Raw genomic sequence first — 21259 nt, forward strand, 5'->3', positions numbered from 1 at the left:
CAGTCTAGGGCGCCCCGGTTGCGGCGAAAGATGACTTGCCCCGGAGCCATCGGCAGGCTGGATCAGCCGGCCAGATCACGCGCCATCGACGGCCATGTCCGGTGCAGGTCCTCCTGCCAGTAGACCCACGAGTGTGTGCCCTCCGGCCGCATGGTCGCGGTTACCGGGATGTGCAGCTGATGCAGGCGATCGATCATCTGGCGGGTGCACTGGTCGACCCCAGCCTCGATGACCCCGCCGACGACCAGCTGATCGAGCAGCACCAGCGGTTTGCCGTCGATGCGGGGGTCGTCGATCCGGTCGCGCGCCCCGGGCAGCCCACTGCCCGACGTCATGTACAGCTTGATACCCCGCAGTCTGGCGGCGTTCAGGTACGGGTCGTTGGCCCGCCACCGAGGATCGGTGGGCGGCCCCCACATGTTGGTGGTGTCGCCGCCGCCGCGGCCCTCGACAACTGCGCGGATATAGAGCTGCCCGATCGGATCGCTGGTGCGGGCACAACCGCTGAACGCGGCCACCGACCGGTAGAGCCGCGGAGCCGCGATGGCCAGATTGAACACCGACGTCCCGGCCATCGAGATGCCCGCCAGACCGTTGACGCCGGTGACCGGGTAATGCGCGTCGATCAGCGGGGGCAGCTCGCGTGTCATGAAGGTCTGCCACTTGTTTACGCCCAGGACGGGGTCGGGACGCAGCCAGTCGGCGTAGTACGAGTAGGCGCCTCCGATCGGGGTCACCACATAGACGTTCTGGTCGGCGAACAACTGGCGATAGTCGGTCTGCGAGGCCCAGTTGCCGGTTCCGAAACCGCCGCCCGCGCCGTTGAGCAGATACAGCACGGGTGCGGTAGCCGACGGATCACGCGGCCGGAGGACATCGACCTTGACGATCTTCCGCATCGACGCCGAGTACACCGACAGGGTTTCGTACTGCGGGTCATGGGTCGTGGAGGAGACGATGCGGGAGGCGACGGGAGTCTCGTCGGTGGGGACGGCGGTGGCCGGACCGGCCGCGATCACCAGCGTCACCAGTGCTGTCAATCCGACGATGATTGCACTGGCCAGCCTTGCCCGCATTCCGCCTCCGAAGATGGTCTGCGCCGCACGTCGCGCAGATCGGTGTCGTCGTGCCCCGGGTACGCCGACCTCGGCCGAGCGCTTTCCCAGTATTTCTCCGTGGGGCGGCGAGACGTTACCGATCGGTCGGTGTTCACACGTTCGACGGACGCTCGTGTCCGGCCGGCACCGGCGATGTGCCCGTTCGTCGATGCGTCGCGTTCAGTCGATGACCACGGCGTCGTCGAAGCACATGGTGAGGTGATCGACGGAACTGCTCATCATCGCGTGACGTCCGAGCTTCAGGGCGCGCAGCTCGTCGGCGATGGCGCCGTCGCCGAGCGTCAGATCGGCACCTCCGATGCGGGTGCGGGTACCGGTGGTCGACGTCAATCGCCACGGCGTCATCCGCAGCACGCCGTCGAGTTGCGAGTAGGCGTTGAGGACGGTTTCCGACGCCGAACTCGGAACCGGGAGGCCGCGCCGCACACGCAGGTCGACCGCGAGTGCACCGTCGACGCTGAGGCGGCCGTGTTTGGTGGTGGCGTCATGGTCGACGTCGAAGTCGGCCAGTGTCTTCGGGAAACCCCAGATCCCACGTCCGGCGGCCAGCGTGAAATCGCCGTCGACGGGTAGCCGGTGCACTAGTGCGCGGGCGTCGCCGCGCGCGAGTTTGCCGAATGCGGACAGCGCCGAGGCCGGGGGCTGCGTCGGATCCTCTACCAGGAAACAGATGCCGAACTCGTTGTACGGTCCGAGATCGCCGTCGACGTAATCGACGAAGACGAGCATGCACATCGTCCGGCCGGGGCGGATTCGCAACGGGCGAAGGGTGCCCGGGGTGGCCGCCTCGGCATCGATGGCCCGGGTGACCGCGGTCAGGTCCGCCGTGAAGCCTGCCACGAAGCAGCGGGCCGTGCGGATTTCCACCGGCATCGTGACCTCGGTGCCGAGAATCTGATGCGCCGACGGATTGCTCACGGGATCTCCTCTTGGGTAGGGCGGTGGGCCGGGTGCGGATGCGGGCGAGCGACCGCCGGAATAGAACCTGTTTCAGTTTTGCACGGAATGTAGTGGGCCGGAAGGGGGCGTCGGCACGGTCGTCGCCGGCGTGTGGATCGATCGGTGTCGTCGGTTCGGGGGACACCCGTGGCCAAATGTGCGCCGATGCTGCGCGAACGACCGTTCGCGGGGCAAGAGTTGTCGGGTGGGTCGGTTACCGTAACTGAGAGTCTGGAAAGCGTCGGCTGTGAAGAAGCTGAGTGCGAAATGGCATGAGTTACGACGAGGCATGAGTACGACACGCGTGAGTACGACAAGCATGAGTACGACAAGGGGGTTCGTGCACCATGGGCGGCAATGAGGGCGTTTCGGTGCGGGTCGGGATGGTCGACGACCATCGCTCACCGATCTGGGGTATCGAGCGGGTGCTCGAGCCGGTCGCCGACATCGACCTCGTGTGTGCGGCGCCGACGGTGGCCGAGGTGCTGGCCGGTGGTCGGCTCGATGTTGTCCTGCTCGATCTGCGCCTCGACGACGGCACCACGCCGCGCGAGAACGTCACCACGTTGACGGAGCACGGCATCGCGACGGTGGTGTACACCTCGGGTGAGGATCCCTCACTACTGCGCTCGGCTGCGCGTGCCGGAGTACTCGGCATCGTGCTCAAATCCGCCGACGAGGCCGTCATCATCGACTCGATCCGGGCGGCATCGCAGGGGCGTGCCGTCCTGACCACCGAATGGGCCGCCGCGATCGACGGCGATCCGGACCTCTACACGGTGGATCTGTCTCCGCAGTTGCAGAAGGTCCTCGCCCTCTATGCGTCCGGCGAGACGTCGGCCCGTGTCGGGGAGGCGCTCGGGGTGTCGGCGGAGACGGTCAACGAGTACCTCAAACGAATCCGGCAGAAGTATGCGGCGGCGGGCCGGCCCACCCGGACAAAACTCGACCTGTTCAAACGGGCGGTGGAGGACGGCTGGTTGCCGGTGCCGGGCCGTGGTGCGGGCAATCGCGGCGGACGGGGTGGTCATGGTTGATCGACACGCGTCGTACGGCACCGACCGGGTCACGAGATATGTCTCACACCCGCGCTTTCATCAGTGTGAGAACTGGCTGGTGTGGCGGATTTGTGCTGGTCGAGGGCATTCTCGCGACAGCGAGTATCCGTACGCGGACGGATGTGTCCCCAGTTCTGGGTCTACTGCTCCCGGCGGAGGTTGCCTAGCCTTCAATGCCTGGAAGCGGGATCGTCGGGGGACGTGCGACCAACGTTCTACCGTGGTGGCCGCCGGCCGCCGCGACGCGCTGCGAGCAAAGGAATGCTTGTGAAGGTGAGCCGACGACCAGGATCCATTCCGCTGACGCGAGCAGCGGGAATGCACCGGACCGGGACCTCGACTGGTCTCGCGGAGGAAGTCGATGCGCACGAGGGCGTCGTCACCCGTATCGCGGACTACCGTCTCGCGGAACCGGATGTGCCTGCGCCGCAACGACCGGAGCTGTCCTCGCGCGAGATCGAGGTGTTACTCGCCTGGCTGGCCGCGGAATCCAAGGAAGAAGCTGCTGCCGCACTGTTCATCTCGGCGTCGACGGTCAGTACCCACCTGGCCCGCATTCGCGTGAAGTACTCCGCGGTCGGCCGCGGTGCCCCGACCAAGACGCACCTGTTCGCGCGAGCGCTGCAGGACGGGTACACCAGCCTCGACCGCTGGTAGCCCCGACACTCGGGTGATGCTCGTCGGGTCAGCGAAGGTCACGGGCGACCCGTGGCCAGGTGTTGTGTAGATCGTCCTGCCAGTAGCCCCACGAGTGTGTGCCGCTGGGCCGGAAATTCACCTGCACCGCGACGCCCAGTTCACGCATACGCGTGACCATCTGGCGGGTGCACACGTCGACGGCGGCCTCGATCCCGCCACCCACCACTGCCTGATTGGCGAGGGTGAGCGGATCGCCTTCGACGTTGCGGTCGTCGAGTTGCTCGTGAGTGCCGGGAAGGCCGTTCCCGCTGGTCATGTAGACCTTCGTGCCGCGCAAGCGGGCGGCGTGCAGGTAGGGGTCGTTGGTGCGCCAGCCGGGGCCGTCGAGCGGTCCCCACATGTTGACGACGTCGCCGCCACCCCGCTCGCCGACGACGAGCTGGATGTAGCGCTGGCCGAGTGGGTCACTGCTGCGTGCGCAGCCGCTGAACGCGGCCACCGAACGATAGAGGTGCGGTGCGGCGATCGCCAGGTTCAGCACCGAGGTGCCCGCCATCGAGATCCCGGCGATGGCGTTGACCCGTGTCGTCGGGAACTTCGCATCGATCAGGGGCGGCAACTCGCGGGTCAGGAAGGTCTGCCATTTGTTCCGGCCGAGGACCGGATCGTCGCGTTGCCAGTCGGTGTAATAGGAGAACGCGCCCCCGATCGGGGTCACGACGTACACATTCTGATTCGCGAAATAGCTGCGATAGTTGGTGCGGGCATCCCACGTCGCCGAATCCTCGCCACCGCCGGCGCCGTTCAGTAGGTAGAGAACCGGGCTGGGACGACGTTGTTCGCGCGGCGTGAGGACGGTGATCGGGATGGAGCGCCCCATCGATGCCGAGTAGACGATCAGCGTCAGTTCCTGCGGACCCTTGTGATAGGTCGCGGTGATCTCGGATGCTGGGGACGGGGATGCGGTGGCAGGCGCGGCAACCGCCGCGCCGACGAGTGCGGAGCCGATCAGTGTCGCGACGATGGTTGCGATCGCCGACAGTGCGGACCCGGTCGGGCGGCGCTGCCCGAATCGTCGACTGATCATCGTCTACCCACCCCTTGGCCTCTGCGGCGCTCTCGTCGCCGGCATGTTGTCATTGCGCCGGTGTGCGTGACGGTACCGCCTCGCCGAGGGCGAAGTGGCGCCGCCACCCATGGATGCAGTGGCGCCGCCACCCATGGATGCAGTGGCGCCGCCACTCGTGGATGCAGTGGCGCCGCCACTCGTGGATGCAGTGGCGCCGCCACTCGTGGATGCAGTGGCGCCGCCACTCGTGGATGCAGTGGCGCCGCCACCCATGGATGTTCGAGTGTAGGTGTCGTCGCAGTGGGTGGGCTCGCAGCATGGATTTGGTTCCGACCTGCGGATTCCCCTACACTTGTGGGGTTGCCTGCGGCGCCGAGTGCGTCGCGAATCGGCTCGCGAACCCACTGGGATGACCCGTTTCGACGGAAAAGACCAGGCAGGCGCGTGTTCGATGGTGACAGACCGTGTGCGTCGGGTCGGAAATCCGCCGTACATTGCAGAGCCAGGTCAAGGAGACTAACGAGTGATTCAGCAGGAATCTCGCCTGCGAGTCGCCGACAACACCGGTGCCAAGGAGATCTTGTGCATCCGCGTGCTCGGCGGTTCCTCGCGGCGCTACGCCGGCATTGGTGACGTCATCGTCGCCACTGTCAAGGACGCCATCCCCGGTGGCAACGTCAAGAAGGGTGAGGTCGTCAAGGCCGTCATCGTGCGCACCACCAAGGAGCGCCGCCGCCCCGATGGCAGCTACATCCGTTTCGACGAGAACGCCGCCGTCATCCTCAAGGGTGAGAGCGACCCCCGCGGTACCCGCATCTTCGGCCCGGTCGGCCGTGAGCTGCGCGAGAAGAAGTTCATGAAGATCGTGTCGCTGGCACCGGAGGTGATCTGACATGAAGATCCACAAGGGTGACACCGTGATCGTCATCTCGGGCAAGGACAAGGGCGCCAAGGGCAAGGTCATCCAGGCCTTCCCGCAGGAGCAGCGAGTCCTCGTCGAGGGCGTCAACCGAATCAAGAAGCACACCGCCGCGTCGGCCAACGAGCGCGGTGCCTCCTCCGGCGGCATCGTGACCCAGGAAGCCCCCATCCACGTCTCGAACGTGATGGTTGTGGATTCCGACGGCAACCCGACCCGCGTCGGCTACCGCGTCGACGAAGAGACCGGCAAGAAGGTCCGCGTCTCGCGTAAGAGCGGGAAGGACATCTGACATGACCTCTACCGAAACCAAGGTCGTTCCGCGCCTGAAGACTCGCTACCGCGAGGAGATCAAGGACGCCCTGAACACCGAGTTCGATTACGCCAACGTGATGCAGATCCCGGGCGTCGTCAAGGTTGTCGTGAACATGGGCGTCGGCGACGCCGCTCGCGACGCCAAGCTGATCAACGGTGCCGTCGAGGACCTCGCGCTGATCACCGGTCAGCGTCCCGAGATCCGTCGGGCCCGCAAGTCCATCGCGCAGTTCAAGCTGCGTGAGGGCATGCCGATCGGTGCGCGCGCCACGCTGCGCGGCGACCGCATGTGGGAGTTCCTGGACCGCCTGGTGTCGATCGCCCTGCCGCGTATCCGTGACTTCCGCGGTCTGTCGGATCGTCAGTTCGACGGCAACGGCAACTACACCTTCGGTCTGAACGAGCAGTCGATGTTCCACGAGATCAACATCGACAACATCGACCGGCCGCGCGGTATGGACATCACTGTCGTCACCTCGGCCACCACGGACGAAGAAGGCCGCGCGCTGCTGCGCCACCTGGGCTTCCCGTTCAAAGACAACTCCGTGAAGGACAACTGACATGGCAAAGAAGGCTCTGGTCAACAAGGCCAACAAGAAGCCCAAGTTCGCCGTGCGGGCCTACACCCGGTGCAACAAGTGCGGTCGTCCGCATTCGGTGTTCCGCAAGTTCGGCCTGTGCCGTGTGTGCCTGCGCGAGATGGCACACGCCGGCGAGCTGCCGGGCGTGCAGAAGTCCAGCTGGTGAGCTGACTTCCACAAGCGCGATTTTGTAGTACGGACCCGCGGAAAACGCAGGTTCGTACTACGAAATCACCAGCTTTCGACGGCCCCATCCTCGATTCGAGGGTGGGGCCGTTTGCTATAGGCTGACGCGCTGATCTTCGGCGAGGAACATCTTGTCCGACGGCCGGACCCCGAAGGCGAGGTAGTACTCGGGCACGTTGCGGACAACTTGGTTGGCGCGGAACTCGCCGGGGGAGTGGGAGTCGCCGGCGATCTGCTGTTCGAGGGTCTGCGGGGTCTGCTTCTCTCGCCAGTTGCGCGCCCAGGACTGGAACACCGGGGTGTAGTCGGGTTCACGGCGGCCGGCGTGGGCCTCGGCGGTGCGGTAGGCGGCCAGCGCGATCAGCAGGCCACGCAGGTCGGCCAGATTCTCGCCGACGGTGAGTTGGCCGTCGACGTGGCTGGACGCGGGCAGTCCCTGCGGGATGAGCACGTTGTACTGGTCGACGAGTTGTTGGGTCTTCTCCTCGAAGGCGGCCTGGTCGTCTTTCGTCCACCAGTCGGTGCGGTTGCCGTCGCCATCGAACTTCGACCCCTGATCGTCGAAGCCGTGCCCGATCTCATGTCCGATGACCGCGCCGATCGCGCCGTAGTTCACCGCGGCGGTGGCGTTGACATCGAAGAACGGGGGCTGCATGAAGGCGGCCGGGAAGTTGATCGAGTTCGAGGTGCGGTCGTAGTAGGCGTTGACCGTCTGCGGAGACATCCCCCACTCGGTCTTGTCCACCGGTCGGCCGAGTCTGCCGAAGGCTCGCTTGACCTCGAAATCGTTGATCGCCAACAGGGATTCGACGAGTCGGCCGCGGGTGATCTTGAGGTCGGAGTAGTCGACCCAGTGGTCCGGGTAGCCGATGTTGGCGGTGATCTTGTCCAGTTTCGCGACGGCGGCGCTCCGGGTCGGGGCCGACATCCATGATGACCGTTCGAAATTCACCCGGTACGCGGACAACAGATTGTCCACCATCTGCTTGACCTGTTCTTTGGCCTCCGGTGGGAAGTATTGGGCCACATACAGTTTGCCCAGTTGTTCGCCGAGTTGGTTGTCCACCAGGCCGACCGCGGATTTCCACACCTCGGGGCGCTGTTGCAGGCCGCTGGTGGCCTGGACGAAGGCGAAGTTGGTGTCGCGCAGGGGTTTGTGCAGATAGCGGGCGTACTCGCCGAGGACGCTGAGCTTGAGCCAGTCGCGCAGCGTGCGCATGTCGGTGGTCGTCCACACCTTGCCTGCCGCGGTGATGTACGACGGCTCGCCGACCACGACGTCGGCGAACAGTTCGCGTGGTCGGTCGGTGCTGCCGGCCAGCCACGGCTCCCAGTCGAAGGTCGGGGCCAGTGCCTTGAGTTGTGCCCAGGTCATCGGGTTGTAGGTGGCGTCGGAGTCACGGGAGGTGACGTTGTCCCAGAACGCAGGTGCGAGACGCTTCTCCAGCCGCAGTGTGCGGTCGGCGGCGCCGTTCGGATCGGCCAGCGACGCCCCGGCCGCCAGCTTGCGGAGGAAGGTCTCGTAGGCCGACAGATAGGAGGCAAATTCGGGTTCGAGGTAGTACTGGGGGTCACCCATGCCGAGGCCGGATTGGCCGATGACCGGGACGTGCGCGTTCGAGTCGTGGCGATCGACCCCGACGCCCAGACCGATGATCCCGCCGATCGGCAGACCCGCCATCACCTTGGCCAGTTCGGCTTTGGTGGTGGCGGCGTCGATCCGGTCGAACATCGGCTGCAACGGTTCGATGCCCAGCTTGTCGAGGGTGGCCTCGTCGACGCGGGCGTCGTAAAGGTCGCGGATCTGTTGCCCCTCTGAACCGGGCGCCGGTGTGCGGATGCCGTCGATCACCGCACGCAGCTGTTCCTGGACACGGTCGGACACCTCGGAGAAGGTGCCGTAGTAGGTCTTGTCACGCGGCAGCCGGTAGTCGCGCAGCCAGGTGCCGTTGATGTGCCGGTACAGGTCGTCCTGGGGGCGCACGGCGGCATCGACTCCGGACAGGTCCGGGCCGGCCAGCAGCTTCGGTTGTGTCTCGGCGGTGTCGCAGGAGGTCAGCGCGACGGCGAGCGGGACGGCCCCCAACGCGAGGAGGAACGACCGGCGATTGACCTGAACCGGACCGTCGGATGAGCTCACAACAACCTCCTGATGCACGCAGTGCACGAATGTGGTGCGTATACGGGTAGGTATACACGGCAGCCGGTCACCACGGGTGAGCGCAACTGGGGCGAGGCTATCGGACCTGACTTAGGTTCATCTGAGGCGCAGCTCAGTGGCTGCTGATACGTCGTTTGGGCGATATACCGCTGATGACGCGGGGTGTCGGCACGACATGGGCGTCGAGGTCGGCGACGCCTCGCAAGGGCTGATGCATCGGCAGCAAGGTGTAGGCGTCCTCCCACGGGTAGTGGCCGTCCTCGTCGGTCCAGACGACCTGCAGGGCGGGGGCGTCGGGAAAGAGGAGGTTGGCCATGAGTAGCTCATCCTTGTCCACCTGCTCGATCAGACGGACCGGGGCGTCGATGCCACGGAGACGAATCTCGACCTGGGCCGTCACCAGCGTGCGCCAGTCCTGGCGATGCAGCAGCGCGCCGACCTCGTCGAGCATCGTGGTGCCGGTTACGGCGTCGAGTCCATACACCGACAGTTCGGGTAGGTCGTGCAGGGTGAGGCCGGAGGTATAGGAGAAGGAGCAGTCCGGGTGGTCGCAGGAGGGTGGGTTCGGGCAGTCACAGGTGACCTCGACCGCGGTGATCTGCCGGCCATGACGGCGGATGGCCTCGATGGAGGCGCGCACGTACGGGTTCGGGTGCCAGCGGGGCAGGCCGAGCATCGCAGCTGCGTGATCCGACATGGTTCGCTCCTTTGTTCGAAGGTGCGTCCATGAGACCACGGACCCCCGACAAAACTGATCCCGGTAAAAATGCGGGACCCGCGGCGCTGTGTCGGCTCAGGGGGTCGGTACCGGTTTGCGCCGTTTGATGCCGAACAGGGTGAACAGAAACGCGCAGACCGCGGTGATGGTCAGCAGCACCAGGCCGATCGTGTAGCTGTGTGCGTCGGCGTCGTAGGTGGCGCCCATGACCAGGGGTGGGAAGAATCCGCCGAGGCCGCCCGCGGCGCCGACGATGCCGGTCACCGAACCCACCCGTTCGGCCGGTGCCTCTTGGGCCACCCAGCTGAACACGGCGCCGGCACCGAGGCCCATGCACACTGCCATCAGTACGAAATCGACGCCTGCGGGGATTTCCAGGCCGGGCTGGGTGATCATCCACACCGCGAGTACGGCCGCGCCTGCACAGGAGATCGCGGTGATGATGCGGGCGCCGAATCGGTCCGACAACATCCCGCCGACCGGGCGGGCGACGACTGCGGCCAGTGCGAATCCCGCCGTGCGGGTACCGGCATCCTGCAGCCCGAAGTCGTAGACGTCCTTCAGATAGGTCGGTAGGTAGGTGGAGAAGGCCACGAAACCGCCGAACGTCGCCGCGTAGAGGAAACCCATCTGCCAGGTGATGGGCAGTTTGGCCGCACCGACCAGTTTCGGGACCACCGGGTCGTGATTGGGCTCCCAGCCCGGCGCGTCGCGCATGAACAGCCAGACCACGACCGCGACGACGATCAGTGCGACCGCGATGATGACATGCGTCGCGGTGTAGCCGAACCAGTTGACGAAGCGCGGGGTGAAGAACGCCGACAGGGCGGTGCCGCCCATCCCGGCGCCGAAGACGCCGGTCGCGAAACCGCGGCGGGATTTGTCGTACCAGGCGTTGACGAAGGGAATGCCGACGGCGAAGGTGGTGCCTGCGATACCCAGGAAGAATCCGACGACGATCATCATCGGATACGACCCGAGGTTGCCCGCGACGGCGACCAGCACGACGAAGGGGGCGGAGAGCACCAGCAGGATCGGGAACATCAGGCGGCCGCCGAACCTGTCGGTGAGGGCGCCGGTGATGATGCGGCCCAGCGATCCGACGATGATCGGGACGGCGACGAGTACCGACTTCTGCGTCGAGGAGAGGTCGAGGAGATCGGTGTAGCGCACACCCAACGGCGCGATGATGTTCCACGCCCAGAAGCTGATGCAGAAGGCCAGCGTGGCCAGGAAGAGGTTGAGTGCCTGCCCGGGGCGGACCGTGGCGGTGGGCGCGGTGGTGGTCATCGATCGCGATCCTTCACTCCGACGGGAGCCCATCCACGACGCGTCGACCGGTTGCCCGGCGCGGGTTGCGCGTCGCGGCTGCGGTAGACGATGTAGGGCCGGAACAGATAGTGCACGGGCGCGGTGAAGATGTGGACGAGCCGGGTGAAGGGCACCAGGCAGAACAGCAGCATGCCGATCAGAACGTGGACGTGGAAGCGCAGCGGGGCGTCGTTCATCGCGTCGATATCCGGGCGCAGCAGGAAGATCGAGCGGAACCATGGTCCGACGGTCTCTCGGTAGTTGACGCCGGGTCCGTGCGGATCGGCCATCCCGACCAAGGTGATGAAGGTGCCCGCGATCAGTGCGCAGACCAGTACCAGATACATCATCTTGTCGTTTGCCGTGGTGGCCATGAAAACCGGGCCGGTGGTGCGCCGCCGGTAGATGAGCAGCGCGACCCCGATGATGGTGGCGATGGCTGCGATCATGCCGAATACGCCTGCGCCCCAGTGATACAGGGTCTCGGAGACGCCGACCGCGTCGGTCCACGACTGGGGGATCACCAGGCCGATCGCATGACCGACGACGACGACCAGGATGCCGTAGTGGAACAGCGGCGACGCTATCCGCAGCAACCGTGATTCGTAGAGTTCCGAGGATCGGGTGGTCCAGCCGAATTTGTCGTATCGGTAGCGCCAGACGGTGCCGCCGATCAGCAGGCCCAACGTCACATACGGCAGCACACCCCAGGCGAAGACGTCCATGTCAGCTCACCTCCGCTCACCGGTCGGATGTAAGGGCAGTAGTCGCGGATCGAAGGGTTCGAGTCCGACGGCTTCGGTGGGGATGGTGGTCCGCATCGCCATCGCCGATGCGGCGTCGGCGGGTGACTCGCCGGGGAGCATCGCACAGACGGCGGCAAGCACACCGGCGTATCGACTTCCTCGTTCGAGAAGGGAAAGCCGGATCAGTTCGAGTGCCGGACGGTGCTTTTCCAGCAGTGCGCGACCCTGATCGGGGACGGCCGCGCAGTACTCCAGCACGATGGGTAGATGGTCGGGTAGTTCGCCGTGCAGGTCGACCAGGAAGCCGCTGTCGCGGTAGAGCGTCTTGAACTCGCCGAGGGCGGCGCCGCGCCGGCGGGTGTCGCCGTCTGACCAGTAGGTCAGGTACAGCGTGTGTTTGCGGGACAGGTCGAAGACGTCGACGTATTCGTGACGCAGTCGCTCCGGGTCGGTGCCGAGGAGGCCGTCGACCACTGGCGCGAGCAGTTGTGCCGCTCGGTGGCCGGATTGCTCGGCCAATGCGTCTCGGATCAGCGGTAGACGAGCGAGTACCTCGTCGGCGGGGTAGCTCAGACACCACGACGCGGCCATCGAGGTCACCCGGAAATCGTTGCGGGTTCCGGTCTTTCGCCCGAATCCGCTCCGCATCCTCATCGTCGTCCGTCGCGGTCGGGGAACATGCCGGCGGGTACGCCGTTGCCGTCCCAGTTGAGCAGATTGGTGCGGCCGGCCAGGCTGTCCGGTCCGGCCGCGATATCCGAGGTCTGCCGCTGCCGCAACGCGTGGAAGGTCTCCACCGACACCGGCGCCGGGCGGCCGCTCGCCTCGCCGAAACCGGCCGAGTCGAACATGCCCGGCCCGCCGTCGAAGTCAAGGGAGCAGGCCGTCTCCTCGAGGTTGTGTGCCTGCTCCAGATGGGCGGTCGGGATAACGTAGCGCTCTTCATATTTCGCGATCGCCATGAGTCGGTACATCTGATAGATCTGTTCCTCGCTCATCCCGACCGATGCCGGGATTGCGGGATCCGGTTCACGCCCCAGCGTGATGTCGCGCATGTAGGAACGCATGGCGGCCAGCTTGCGCAGCACCCCGTCGACGATCTCGGTGTCACCGGCGGTGAACAGTTCGGCCAGATACTCGATCGGGATGCGCAGCGCCTCGATGGCTCCGAACAGGTTTCTGTGATTCTCCGCGTCGTGACCCTGTTCGCTGAGCAGGTCGACGATCGGCGACAGCGGCGGGACGTACCAGACCATCGGCATCGTCCGATATTCGGGATGTAGCGGGAGAGCTACCCGGAACTGCTTGGCCAGTGCGTAGATCGGTGACCGGCGCGCCGCATCCAGCCAGTCGTCGGGGATGCCGTCGGCGCGAGCGGCGGCGATCACCTGCGGATCGTTCGGGTCGAGCAGGAGGTCCAATTGTGCTTGGTACAGCTGCTTCTCGTCGGGGGTCGACGCCGCGTCGGTGACCGCATCGGCGTCGTAGAGGAAGATGCCGAGGTACCGCAGCCGGCCCACGCAGGTCTCCGAACAGACTGTGGGCTGTCCGACCTCGATGCGCGGATAACAGAGGGTGCACTTCTCGGCCTTACCCGACTTGTGGTTGAAATAGATCTTCTTGTACGGACATCCGGTGATGCACTGACGCCAGCCCCGGCAGCGGTCTTGGTCGACGAGGACGATGCCGTCCTCGCTGCGCTTGTAGATCGCACCAGATGGACAGGAGGCCATACAGGATGGATTCAGGCAGTGTTCGCAGATCCGGGGCAGATAGAACATGAAGGTCTGTTCGAAGCTGAACTTGATCTTCTCGGCCGCCTCCGCCCGCACCTTCGCCACGATCGGGTCGAGATCGCCGTATTGTGGTGCGCCACCCAGATTGTCGTCCCAGTTGGCCGACCAGCTGACCTTGGTGTCCTCACCGGTGAGCAGCGACTTGGGCCGGGCGACGGGGAAGTCGTCGCCGAGTGGGGCGTCGACGAGGGTCTGATAGTCGTAGGTCCACGGTTCGTAGTAGTCGTCGATGGTGGGTTGCACCGGGCTGTGGAAGATCGTCAACAGCTTCTGCAGCCGACCACCGGTACGCAGCCGGAGCTTGCCGCGTTTGTTGAGATGCCAGCCGCCGCGCCACCGTTCCTGATCCTCGTAGCGACGGGGATAGCCCTGTCCCGGTCGGGTCTCCACATTGTTGAACCACACGTATTCGGTGCCCGCCCGGTTGGTCCAGGCCTGCTTACAGGTCACCGAACAGGTGTGGCAACCGATGCATTTGTCGAGGTTCATCACCATGCCGACCTGTGCCATCACCCGCATCAGTAGGTCACCTCCTGGCTGCGCTTGCGGATCGTCGCGACGTTGTCGCGCTGATTGCCGGTGGGGCCGAGATAGTTGAAGGCGTAGGACAATTGGGCGTAGCCGCCGATCAGATGTGACGGTTTGACCAAGAGTCGGGTAGCTGAATTGTGAATGCCGCCGCGGCGCCCGGTCGCCTCCGACTTGGGAACGTCGATGGTGCGTTCGGAAGCGTGATGGACATAGACCACCCCGGCCGGCATGCGGTGACTGACGATGGCCCGGCACACCACCACGCCATTGGCGTTGACGCATTCGATCCAGTCGTTGTCGGCGACATCGATGGCGGACGCGTCCTCCGGACTGAGCCAGGCGGTCGGACCGCCCCGTGACAGCGACAGCATGAACAGGTTGTCCTGATACTCCGAGTGGATCGACCACTTCGAATGCGGCGTCAGGTATCTGAGGGTGATCTGCTGGGCGCCGTCGGGGCCGAGCCGCGGTTCACCGAAGAGACGATTCATGTCCAGTGGCGGGCGGTAGATCGGCAGGGATTCGCCGATGTCGATCATCCAGTCGTGATCGAGATAGAAATGCATCCGGCCGGTCAGGGTGTGAAATGGTTTGAGCCGCTCGATATTCACCGTGAATGGGGCGTAGCGGCGCCCCCCGGTCTCCGATCCCGACCATTCCGGAGAGGTGATCACCGGGACCGGCTGCTTCTGCGTATCGGCGAACCGGATCCGCTTCTCCTCCGAACCCGCAGCCAGGTCTTCGAGTTCGAATCCGACCCGCTGCTGCAGCTTCTGGAAACCCTGCACCGCGAGCTCACCGTTGGTGGTGCCGGAGAACGTCAGGATCGCCTCGGCCAGTTTGGCATCGGTGTCGATCGCAGGCCGGCCGTCGACCACACCGGCCCCCCGATCCGGGGCACTCATCATCACGCCGTTGCTCTCGGCCAGCTTGGTGATCTGGTCGGTCAGATCGTAGGTGACATTCTTCACGGTGAAGCCGAGTCGGTCGGCCAGCGGTCCGACCGAGGCCAATTTGTCGGCGATGGCGGTGTAGTCGCGTTCGACCAGGGTGAAGGTCGGCATGTTCTGTCCGGGAACTCCCGGATGGCCGTCGGCCCAGTCGTTCACCCGGCCATGCGGCTGTGCGGTCTCACCCGGGGTGTCGTGCTGCATCGGGACGCTGACAAGATCCTTCCGCGTTCCCAGATGGGTCTTCGCCTGGCGGGAGAACTCCTGTGCGAGTAGATGAAACAGTGCGAAATCGGTTTTGGCCTCCCACGGTGGATCGATGGCGGGGGAGAACGCATGGACGAAGGGGTGCATATCCGTGGAGGACAGATCGTGTTTCTCGTACCAGGTCGCGGCGGGCAGCACGATGTCGGACAACAGCGTCGTCGACGTCATCCGGAAATCGGCGGACAGCAGCAGGTCCAGCTTTCCCTCGGGAGCTTCGTCGTGCCACACCACATCCCGGGGATGGGGCGTCTGCGGATTCTCGCTGCCGAGCACATTGTGATGGGTGCCCAGCAGGTGGCGCAGAAAGTACTCGTTGCCCTTGGCGGAGGACCCGAGCAGATTCGAACGCCACAACACCAGCGTGCGCGGCCAGTTCTCCGGTGCGTCGATATCGGAGATGGCCGGGGTCAAGCCCCCGGAGGTGAGTTGATCGGCGATGTAGCCGGCGACGTCGGCGGCCCGGCCGTCGTCGACGGCGGAGGCGGCCGCGTCGGCGACGTCGAGCGGGTTGGCCGAGAACTGCGGATAGAACGGCATCCATCCCAGCCGCGCGGACTGGGCGATGGCGTCGGCGGTGTGCCGATGGTCGAGGTTGCCGCGCGACAGCGGTGACGACAGCGAACTCGTCGAGTAGCCGTCGTTACGCCACTGGTCGGTATGCATGTACCAGTAGGACGTACCCGGGGTGGTGCGTGGCGGCCGCGACCAGTCGAGGGCGTTGGCCAGCGATATCCAACCGGTGATCGGACGGCATTTCTCCTGTCCCACATAGTGGGCCCACCCGCCGCCGTTGCGGCCCATCGACCCGGTGAGCAGCAGCAGCGACAGGATGGCCCGGTAGGTGGTGTCACCGTGGAACCACTGGCAGATACCGGCACCCATGATGATCATCGAGCGGCCGCCGGACTCCTCGGCGTTGGTGGCGAATTCGCGGGCGATGCGGATGGCCTGCTCGGCGGGCACCCCGGTGATCTCGGCCTGCCAGGCTGGGGTGCCCGGCGCGGTGGGATCGTCATATCCGGTCGGCCAGTCGCCGGGCAGTCCGTCGCGGGCGACGCCGTATTGCGCTGACATCAGGTCGAATACCGTGGTCACCAGATGCCCGCCGATGCGACGGGTCGGTACTCCGCGTCGAAGGACCGTGCCGCTACCGTCCGGGGCGTCGAAGTTGGGCAGGAACAGCAGCTGCGGATCGGGGCGGCCCGGGATCGTCTCATCGAGCAGGGTCAGTGCCGGCCGGACGCCGTGGAGATCGAGATTCCAGCGGCCCTCACCGGAGTCCGCATAGCGAAATCCGATGGAGCCGTTCGGGATCACCGGCTCCCCGGTCGATTCGTCGAGGAGGACCGTCTTCCACGCGGCCTGATCGGCGTCGGGATCGGCGGGATCGGCCTGGTCTGCGCCCAGATCTTCGGCGGTCAGGAATTTGCCCGGTACGAAGCCGGTTTCGCCGTCCACAGTGTGCTCGTCGAGCCGGATGAGGAAGGGCAGGTCGGAGTAGGTGCGCACATAGTCGTCGAAAAACGGTGTGCGGCGGTGCACGTGGAACTCGGACAGGATCACGTGACCCATCGCCATGGCGAGAGCGGCATCGGTGCCCGCCTGCGCGGGCATCCACTCGTCGGCGAATTTGGTGTTGTCGGCGTAGTCGGGGCTGACCGTGACGACCTTGGTTCCGCGGTAGCGCACCTCGGCCATCCAGTGTGCGTCCGGCGTGCGGGTCACCGGGACATTGGATCCCCACATCATCAGGTAGCCGGCATCCCACCAGTCGCCGGATTCCGGGACATCGGTCTGGTCGCCGAAGATCTGCGGACTGGCCACCGGGAGGTCGGCGTACCAGTCGTAGAACGACGTCATGACGCCGCCGATGAGCTGGATGAAGCGTGTACCTACACAATGGGACACCATCGACATCGCCGGGATCGGGGAGAACCCTGCACAACGATCGGGGCCGTGGGTCTTGATCGTGTGTACGTGGGCGGCGGCGGCCATCTCGATCGCCTCGTCCCAGCTCACCCGGATCAAGCCGCCCTTGCCGCGCGCCTGCTGATAGGCGCGGCGACGGATCGGGTCGTCTACGACGTCGGCCCAGGCGAGAACCGGATCACCCAGGCGTGCTTTGGCTTCCCGGTACATCTCGACCAGGACTCCGCGGGCGTAGGGGTGGCGGACCCGGGTCGGGGAGTAGGTGTACCACGAAAACGCCGCGCCGCGTGGGCATCCGCGCGGCTCATATTCGGGACGGTCCGGACCGACCGAGGGATAGTCGGTCTCCTGGGTCTCCCAGGTGATAATCCCGTCTTTGACATAGACCTTCCACGAACAGGATCCGGTGCAGTTCACGCCATGCGTGGAGCGGACGATCTTGTCGTGGCTCCAACGGTCGCGATAGAACACATCGCCGGCGCGGCCTCCGGCGCGGAAAACCGCACGGCCGTCCTCGCTCTCATCCCATCGGGAGAAGAACCGGCCGATATTCAGCAGGGCGGTGGCAGCACTACCCTGAACCTCAGCGGAGCGGGCCATGGGATCACCATACGAGTACGTATGCGCATTCGTGTGGCCAATCGGCCAACGCGGGCCCAACGACTCATGGTGACCCGGGGTGCGGCGCGGTGATCCGGCGAGGCGTACCTCGCTCGAGATCGGCCGCAGCGGCCTACGATGACGCGATGGCGGTGGTCGTCGAGAATCGCTCCGTCCGGTGGATACCTCATGCCCGCCCGGTCCAGTTCACCTTCGTGATGGCGACCGGGATCGTCTCGACGGCGCTCGACGACACCGGTGCGAGCCGGCTATCGCTGATCCTGTTTTGGCTGGCGCTCTTCGGCTTCGCCGTGCTGGCGATCGGGAACCTGTGGTGGATGATCGGACGTCGCGCCGTGCTGACCGAGCTGCGGGCCGCCGGGTTCACCGCCCTCGCTCTCACCGCGGCCGCCGGAGTGCTCGGGGCGCACTGCGCGGCACTGGAAGTGGAGTGGGCGGCGACAATTTTCGCGGTCATCGCGGTGGTGTCGTGGGTGGTGCTCGGCTATGGGGTCATCGTCATCGCGATGATGGCTGTCGGCGACGGGACCGAGTCGGCGTCGCGAGTGTCGGGACTGGCGCGCGTCGACGGCACCTGGTTCCTCTGGGTGGTCGCCACCCAGTCGGTGGCGGTGTCCTCGGCGGCGGTCGCGCAATCCGCGGAGCTGCATGCGGCGGCGGTCCTGGCCGCACTGTGCTGGTGCGTCGGCCTGTTGCAGCTGGTCATCGTCGGCGCGCTGGTGGCGGCGCGGCTGCTGACCGTGCCGCTGCGTCGCACCGACGAGGTGGCGCCCTACTGGGTCTTCATGGGCTCGAGCGCGATCTCGGTGCTGGCCGGTGCGGAAGTACTCGGCCTCGGCGACCAGCAGCGGTTACTCGACCCCGACGTGGTGGGCAGCGTGTGCATGGCGATGTGGTCGTTCGCCACCTGGTTGCTGCCGCTGCTCGTCGCCCTGATGATCTGGCATGCGGCCGACGCGGACAACCGGCGATTCCGGACGCCGCTGTGGTCGATGGTCTTCCCGATCGGCATGTACGGCGAAGCCAGTCGTCAGCTGGGACACATCCGCGGCACGCGGTGGCTGGAAACGGTTGGCATGTGGGAGTCGTGGGCCGCGTTCGCGGTCTGGATGCTGGTGTTCGTCGGGATGCTGGGCTGGTGGGTGCGGTGGTGTGCGGACGCGCGTCGGCGATTTCGTGCGGGGAGGGATCGGGCCGGGTGGGTTCGCGTCAGTGGGCGAGAACGGTGAGCAGGACGGCCGAATCCGACAACGCGGTGAGCCCGTGCCGGGCGTCGGGGATGGTGACCAGATCGCCGGCGACCCCCTCCCAGGTATCGGAGCCTGCGGTGATCGTGACGTGACCGCGGAGCACCTGCAGCGTCGCCTCGGGTGGGCTGTCGTGCTCGGACAGGGATGTGCCGTCGGTCAGCGCGATCACCGTCTGGCGCAGATGCCGGGCGGAACTGCCGTGCAGCGTGCGTGCGGCTCGTCCACTGTGTGCGGTACGGGCGTCGTTGATCAGGGCGTCGACCAGGTCGGGCAGGCGGGTGGTGTCCATGCCTACAGCTTCGCACCGCGGGCCGGGGTGCGCCGGGGATTTCGGTGCCCGGCAGACGCACTCGCCACCGGCGGCTCGGGTGCGGAGCGTCGGCCTCGGCCCCGGGTTACTCGGTTTCGGCCTCGAGGTCGGTGCGGGGCGCTGCCGGGGCGGGCGTCGCCGGGCCGTGGTCGAGAGCTGTGTTCGGCGGTGTGCGCAGGGGTGGTGAGACCAGGGGAGTCGGGGTGCGTAGGGGTGTACGCGCGATCAGGCCGCCGACGTCGATCGCGGAAACCGGTGTGCCGGTCAGCAATTGCCCGACAACGGCGTCCAGCTCCCCGGCCCAGGCTTGCACCGGGGTCAGCAGATCAGCGGGCCGATTCGGACCCAGCGCCGACAATCCCGGCAGCCGGCCGCAGACCTCATGCGCGGCGAGTTCGATGCGTACGCGCGCGTCGATGAAATAGGCGTCGGCGGCGGGTGCTGCGGACAGCGCGGCCGTCGTGTCCCGGATACGGCGGAACAACCGTTCCTCGGGGGTGTGGCCGAGGCCCCATCCGTACGGGGCGTCGGCCGCCTGCCCGGGAGCGAACTCGCGCGCCTGCCGGGCCTGCTGACGTGAGGACCGCAACAGCTTCACCCCGAACACGACGACAGCGATCACCAGCGCCAGGAGGACGACGAGCAGGGGCAGGATCAGGATCTTCATTGCGACATCCGATACGCGACGACGACGAGGGCGATGAGAGTGAGGACGGTGATGACGGCCGCGGCGATCTTGACCGCGCTGTAGGGGCGGTCGCCCTGCACCTCACCGGTGACCCCGTTGATGTACACCTGGAACGGCTTGCCGCCGTAGACGACAGTCAACAACCAGATGGGCATCAACAGGTAGCGGAACCGCAGCGGGTCGAAGCTCGACGTCGAGGACGCGATCCGCTGGTGATCGCCGCCGATGTCACGCCGGATCGTGTGTTCGATCGTCGGGTCGATCTCCTCGCGACGCGCGATGCCGAAACCGTCCTCGGGTCCGACGTCGTAGGTGCGCGCGAGGTGTCCGGCGAGATATTCACCGGTGAACGGCTGCGCCCGGTCGATCGGCCACGGCTTGAGCTGTTCGACGCGTTCGGGGTCGACGCCGGTGTTCACCAATGCGGGGACATCGCGGAAGTCGTCGACGACGCGCCCGCTGGCCGAACGCCAGCGAATGCGGGTTTCGGTGTGCTGGTTGTCGCCGGAACCGACGGTGACGGTGTAGTTGTCGCCACGCTGCCCGTGATAGTCGGTGTATGCGGTCGCGCTGTAGGCGAAGAAGGAGAAGTACACGCTGGAGAAGGAGCCGAACTGGCGATACTTCTTGAACTCCGACGGCGCGAACCAGCGCGAGTTGATCCAGGCCTCGATATTGGCCCGGGCCTGATCGTCGCCCACCCCGAAGGGCACCACCCCGTCCACCGGGATGGTCTCGGGTGCCTGGTGGACATCGTCGCGCTGGATGGAACTCGCGCAGTACGGGCAGCGGGTCGCGGTGAGCGTGCCGGTGAACACCGTGCGCCCGCCGCAATTCTGACAGATGACCTCGTGTTCGTCGGCTGCCGCGGGATCGTCGCGGGACAGCAGTCCGCGCGGGGTGGCGAGTGCGGCGACGCGGGGATCGCGCAGGTCGTGCTCGCCGACCTGTCGGCGGGGATCGCGTTCGATGGGCCGGGAACTGTTGCAGCTGGGGCACCGCAGGGCTCCCGACACCGGGTCGAACTCCAGGCCGTCTCCGCAGTTCGCGCACGGAAAGGTGCGGGTCTTCTCGGTGACGTGATACTGCCCGGGGCGCTGGTCGGGATCGGCTGGATCCGGTGGTGACGGCACCGCGGCACGGGGCGGCACCACATG

General features: G+C 66.1%; 20 protein-coding genes. 7 read left to right on the top strand and 13 right to left on the bottom strand.

The window, feature by feature from the left end; genetic code table 11:
* Nucleotides 1–62: 62 nt before the first annotated feature.
* Nucleotides 63–1076, bottom strand: a complete 1014-nt coding sequence (locus QSJ18_RS07920; RefSeq protein ID WP_286325812.1) for an alpha/beta hydrolase — start codon at nucleotides 1074–1076, stop codon at nucleotides 63–65.
* Between the two features lie 201 nt (nucleotides 1077–1277).
* On the bottom strand, nucleotides 1278–2036 hold the full coding sequence (locus tag QSJ18_RS07925; RefSeq protein WP_286325813.1) for an acetoacetate decarboxylase family protein: 759 nt from the start codon (nucleotides 2034–2036) through the stop codon (nucleotides 1278–1280).
* A gap of 368 nt (nucleotides 2037–2404) precedes the next feature.
* On the opposite strand from QSJ18_RS07925, the gene QSJ18_RS07930 reads away from it, so the two are divergent.
* The gene (locus QSJ18_RS07930; protein ID WP_286325814.1) at nucleotides 2405–3094 is read left to right on the top strand and encodes a helix-turn-helix transcriptional regulator; all 690 of its coding nucleotides are present in this window, start codon (nucleotides 2405–2407) and stop codon (nucleotides 3092–3094) included.
* A 339-nt stretch (nucleotides 3095–3433) separates the two neighbouring features.
* Nucleotides 3434–3772, top strand: coding sequence for a LuxR C-terminal-related transcriptional regulator (locus QSJ18_RS07935; RefSeq protein WP_286325994.1), 339 nt, complete (start codon nucleotides 3434–3436; stop codon nucleotides 3770–3772).
* Between the two features lie 28 nt (nucleotides 3773–3800).
* Here QSJ18_RS07935 and QSJ18_RS07940 read toward each other — a convergent pair whose 3' ends face one another.
* The gene (locus tag QSJ18_RS07940) at nucleotides 3801–4841 is read right to left on the bottom strand and encodes an alpha/beta hydrolase (protein ID WP_286325815.1); all 1041 of its coding nucleotides are present in this window, start codon (nucleotides 4839–4841) and stop codon (nucleotides 3801–3803) included.
* Between the two features lie 505 nt (nucleotides 4842–5346).
* On the opposite strand from QSJ18_RS07940, the gene rplN reads away from it, so the two are divergent.
* Genes rplN through QSJ18_RS07960 form a run of 4 tightly spaced genes read left to right on the top strand, consistent with a single transcriptional unit; the run spans nucleotide 5347 to nucleotide 6804 of the window.
* Nucleotides 5347–5715 (top strand): 50S ribosomal protein L14, encoded by a 369-nt coding sequence (gene rplN / locus QSJ18_RS07945; protein ID WP_005197644.1) that lies wholly within the window; start codon nucleotides 5347–5349, stop codon nucleotides 5713–5715.
* A 1-nt stretch (nucleotide 5716) separates the two neighbouring features.
* Nucleotides 5717–6034: a 50S ribosomal protein L24 gene (rplX, locus tag QSJ18_RS07950; RefSeq protein ID WP_286325816.1), complete on the top strand. Its 318-nt coding sequence runs from the start codon at nucleotides 5717–5719 to the stop codon at nucleotides 6032–6034.
* Between the two features lies 1 nt (nucleotide 6035).
* Nucleotides 6036–6617: a 50S ribosomal protein L5 gene (rplE, locus tag QSJ18_RS07955; RefSeq protein WP_286325817.1), complete on the top strand. Its 582-nt coding sequence runs from the start codon at nucleotides 6036–6038 to the stop codon at nucleotides 6615–6617.
* Between the two features lies 1 nt (nucleotide 6618).
* Nucleotides 6619–6804 carry a type Z 30S ribosomal protein S14 gene (locus QSJ18_RS07960; protein WP_012835401.1) on the top strand — a complete coding sequence of 62 codons (186 nt, stop codon included), beginning with the start codon at nucleotides 6619–6621 and terminating at the stop codon, nucleotides 6802–6804.
* Nucleotides 6805–6918: 114 nt separating this feature from the next.
* Here the strand turns inward: QSJ18_RS07960 and QSJ18_RS07965 are convergent, their stop codons facing one another.
* From QSJ18_RS07965 to QSJ18_RS07995, 7 genes are all read right to left on the bottom strand, one after another.
* A complete protein-coding gene (locus tag QSJ18_RS07965) occupies nucleotides 6919–8964 on the bottom strand; it encodes a M13 family metallopeptidase (protein WP_286325818.1) in 2046 nt (681 codons plus the stop codon).
* Between the two features lie 133 nt (nucleotides 8965–9097).
* Nucleotides 9098–9682, bottom strand: a complete 585-nt coding sequence (locus QSJ18_RS07970; RefSeq protein WP_286325819.1) for a DUF4262 domain-containing protein — start codon at nucleotides 9680–9682, stop codon at nucleotides 9098–9100.
* A gap of 96 nt (nucleotides 9683–9778) precedes the next feature.
* Complete coding sequence (locus QSJ18_RS07975; protein WP_286325820.1) at nucleotides 9779–10993, bottom strand: nitrate/nitrite transporter; 1215 nt, start codon at nucleotides 10991–10993, stop codon at nucleotides 9779–9781.
* Nucleotides 10990–11739: a respiratory nitrate reductase subunit gamma gene (gene narI, locus QSJ18_RS07980; RefSeq protein WP_286325821.1), complete on the bottom strand. Its 750-nt coding sequence runs from the start codon at nucleotides 11737–11739 to the stop codon at nucleotides 10990–10992. Before narI ends, QSJ18_RS07975 begins: the two co-directional genes overlap by 4 nt.
* A gap of 6 nt (nucleotides 11740–11745) precedes the next feature.
* On the bottom strand, nucleotides 11746–12414 hold the full coding sequence (gene narJ, locus QSJ18_RS07985) for a nitrate reductase molybdenum cofactor assembly chaperone (protein WP_462476023.1): 669 nt from the start codon (nucleotides 12412–12414) through the stop codon (nucleotides 11746–11748).
* Complete coding sequence (gene narH, locus QSJ18_RS07990) at nucleotides 12411–14075, bottom strand: nitrate reductase subunit beta (RefSeq protein WP_286325822.1); 1665 nt, start codon at nucleotides 14073–14075, stop codon at nucleotides 12411–12413. Before narH ends, narJ begins: the two co-directional genes overlap by 4 nt.
* Complete coding sequence (locus tag QSJ18_RS07995) at nucleotides 14075–17833, bottom strand: nitrate reductase subunit alpha (protein WP_286325823.1); 3759 nt, start codon at nucleotides 17831–17833, stop codon at nucleotides 14075–14077. The genes narH and QSJ18_RS07995 overlap by 1 nt, the downstream gene beginning before the upstream one ends.
* Nucleotides 17834–17979: 146 nt before the next feature.
* On the opposite strand from QSJ18_RS07995, the gene QSJ18_RS08000 reads away from it, so the two are divergent.
* A complete protein-coding gene (locus tag QSJ18_RS08000) occupies nucleotides 17980–19083 on the top strand; it encodes a tellurite resistance/C4-dicarboxylate transporter family protein (RefSeq protein WP_286325824.1) in 1104 nt (367 codons plus the stop codon).
* Here the strand turns inward: QSJ18_RS08000 and QSJ18_RS08005 are convergent.
* From QSJ18_RS08005 to QSJ18_RS08015, 3 genes are all read right to left on the bottom strand, one after another.
* Nucleotides 19064–19393: a cupin domain-containing protein gene (locus tag QSJ18_RS08005; RefSeq protein ID WP_286325826.1), complete on the bottom strand. Its 330-nt coding sequence runs from the start codon at nucleotides 19391–19393 to the stop codon at nucleotides 19064–19066. The genes QSJ18_RS08000 and QSJ18_RS08005 overlap by 20 nt on opposite strands.
* A gap of 106 nt (nucleotides 19394–19499) precedes the next feature.
* Complete coding sequence (locus QSJ18_RS08010) at nucleotides 19500–20081, bottom strand: hypothetical protein (RefSeq protein ID WP_286325828.1); 582 nt, start codon at nucleotides 20079–20081, stop codon at nucleotides 19500–19502.
* On the bottom strand, nucleotides 20078–21235 hold the full coding sequence (locus QSJ18_RS08015) for a TFIIB-type zinc ribbon-containing protein (protein WP_286325830.1): 1158 nt from the start codon (nucleotides 21233–21235) through the stop codon (nucleotides 20078–20080). Before QSJ18_RS08015 ends, QSJ18_RS08010 begins: the two co-directional genes overlap by 4 nt.
* Nucleotides 21236–21259: the final 24 nt, after the last annotated feature.

Origin of the sequence: Gordonia heveisoli (assembly GCF_030315745.1) — a bacterium.
In the GTDB taxonomy this organism is placed as follows: Bacteria; Actinomycetota; Actinomycetes; order Mycobacteriales; family Mycobacteriaceae; genus Gordonia.

Coding starts and splice junctions, on each gene's coding strand:
- QSJ18_RS07920 (WP_286325812.1), bottom strand. CDS start 1,076: ATGCGGGCAAGGCTGGCCAGTGCAATCATCGTCGGATTGACAGCACTG.
- QSJ18_RS07930 (WP_286325814.1), top strand. CDS start 2,405: ATGGGCGGCAATGAGGGCGTTTCGGTGCGGGTCGGGATGGTCGACGAC.
- QSJ18_RS07935 (WP_286325994.1), top strand. CDS start 3,434: ATGCACCGGACCGGGACCTCGACTGGTCTCGCGGAGGAAGTCGATGCG.
- QSJ18_RS07940 (WP_286325815.1), bottom strand. CDS start 4,841: ATGATCAGTCGACGATTCGGGCAGCGCCGCCCGACCGGGTCCGCACTG.
- rplX (WP_286325816.1), top strand. CDS start 5,717: ATGAAGATCCACAAGGGTGACACCGTGATCGTCATCTCGGGCAAGGAC.
- rplE (WP_286325817.1), top strand. CDS start 6,036: ATGACCTCTACCGAAACCAAGGTCGTTCCGCGCCTGAAGACTCGCTAC.
- QSJ18_RS07960 (WP_012835401.1), top strand. CDS start 6,619: ATGGCAAAGAAGGCTCTGGTCAACAAGGCCAACAAGAAGCCCAAGTTC.
- QSJ18_RS07970 (WP_286325819.1), bottom strand. CDS start 9,682: ATGTCGGATCACGCAGCTGCGATGCTCGGCCTGCCCCGCTGGCACCCG.
- QSJ18_RS07975 (WP_286325820.1), bottom strand. CDS start 10,993: ATGACCACCACCGCGCCCACCGCCACGGTCCGCCCCGGGCAGGCACTC.
- narI (WP_286325821.1), bottom strand. CDS start 11,739: ATGGACGTCTTCGCCTGGGGTGTGCTGCCGTATGTGACGTTGGGCCTG.
- narJ (WP_462476023.1), bottom strand. CDS start 12,414: ATGAGGATGCGGAGCGGATTCGGGCGAAAGACCGGAACCCGCAACGAT.
- narH (WP_286325822.1), bottom strand. CDS start 14,075: ATGCGGGTGATGGCACAGGTCGGCATGGTGATGAACCTCGACAAATGC.
- QSJ18_RS07995 (WP_286325823.1), bottom strand. CDS start 17,833: ATGGCCCGCTCCGCTGAGGTTCAGGGTAGTGCTGCCACCGCCCTGCTG.
- QSJ18_RS08000 (WP_286325824.1), top strand. CDS start 17,980: ATGGCGGTGGTCGTCGAGAATCGCTCCGTCCGGTGGATACCTCATGCC.
- QSJ18_RS08005 (WP_286325826.1), bottom strand. CDS start 19,393: ATGGACACCACCCGCCTGCCCGACCTGGTCGACGCCCTGATCAACGAC.
- QSJ18_RS08010 (WP_286325828.1), bottom strand. CDS start 20,081: ATGAAGATCCTGATCCTGCCCCTGCTCGTCGTCCTCCTGGCGCTGGTG.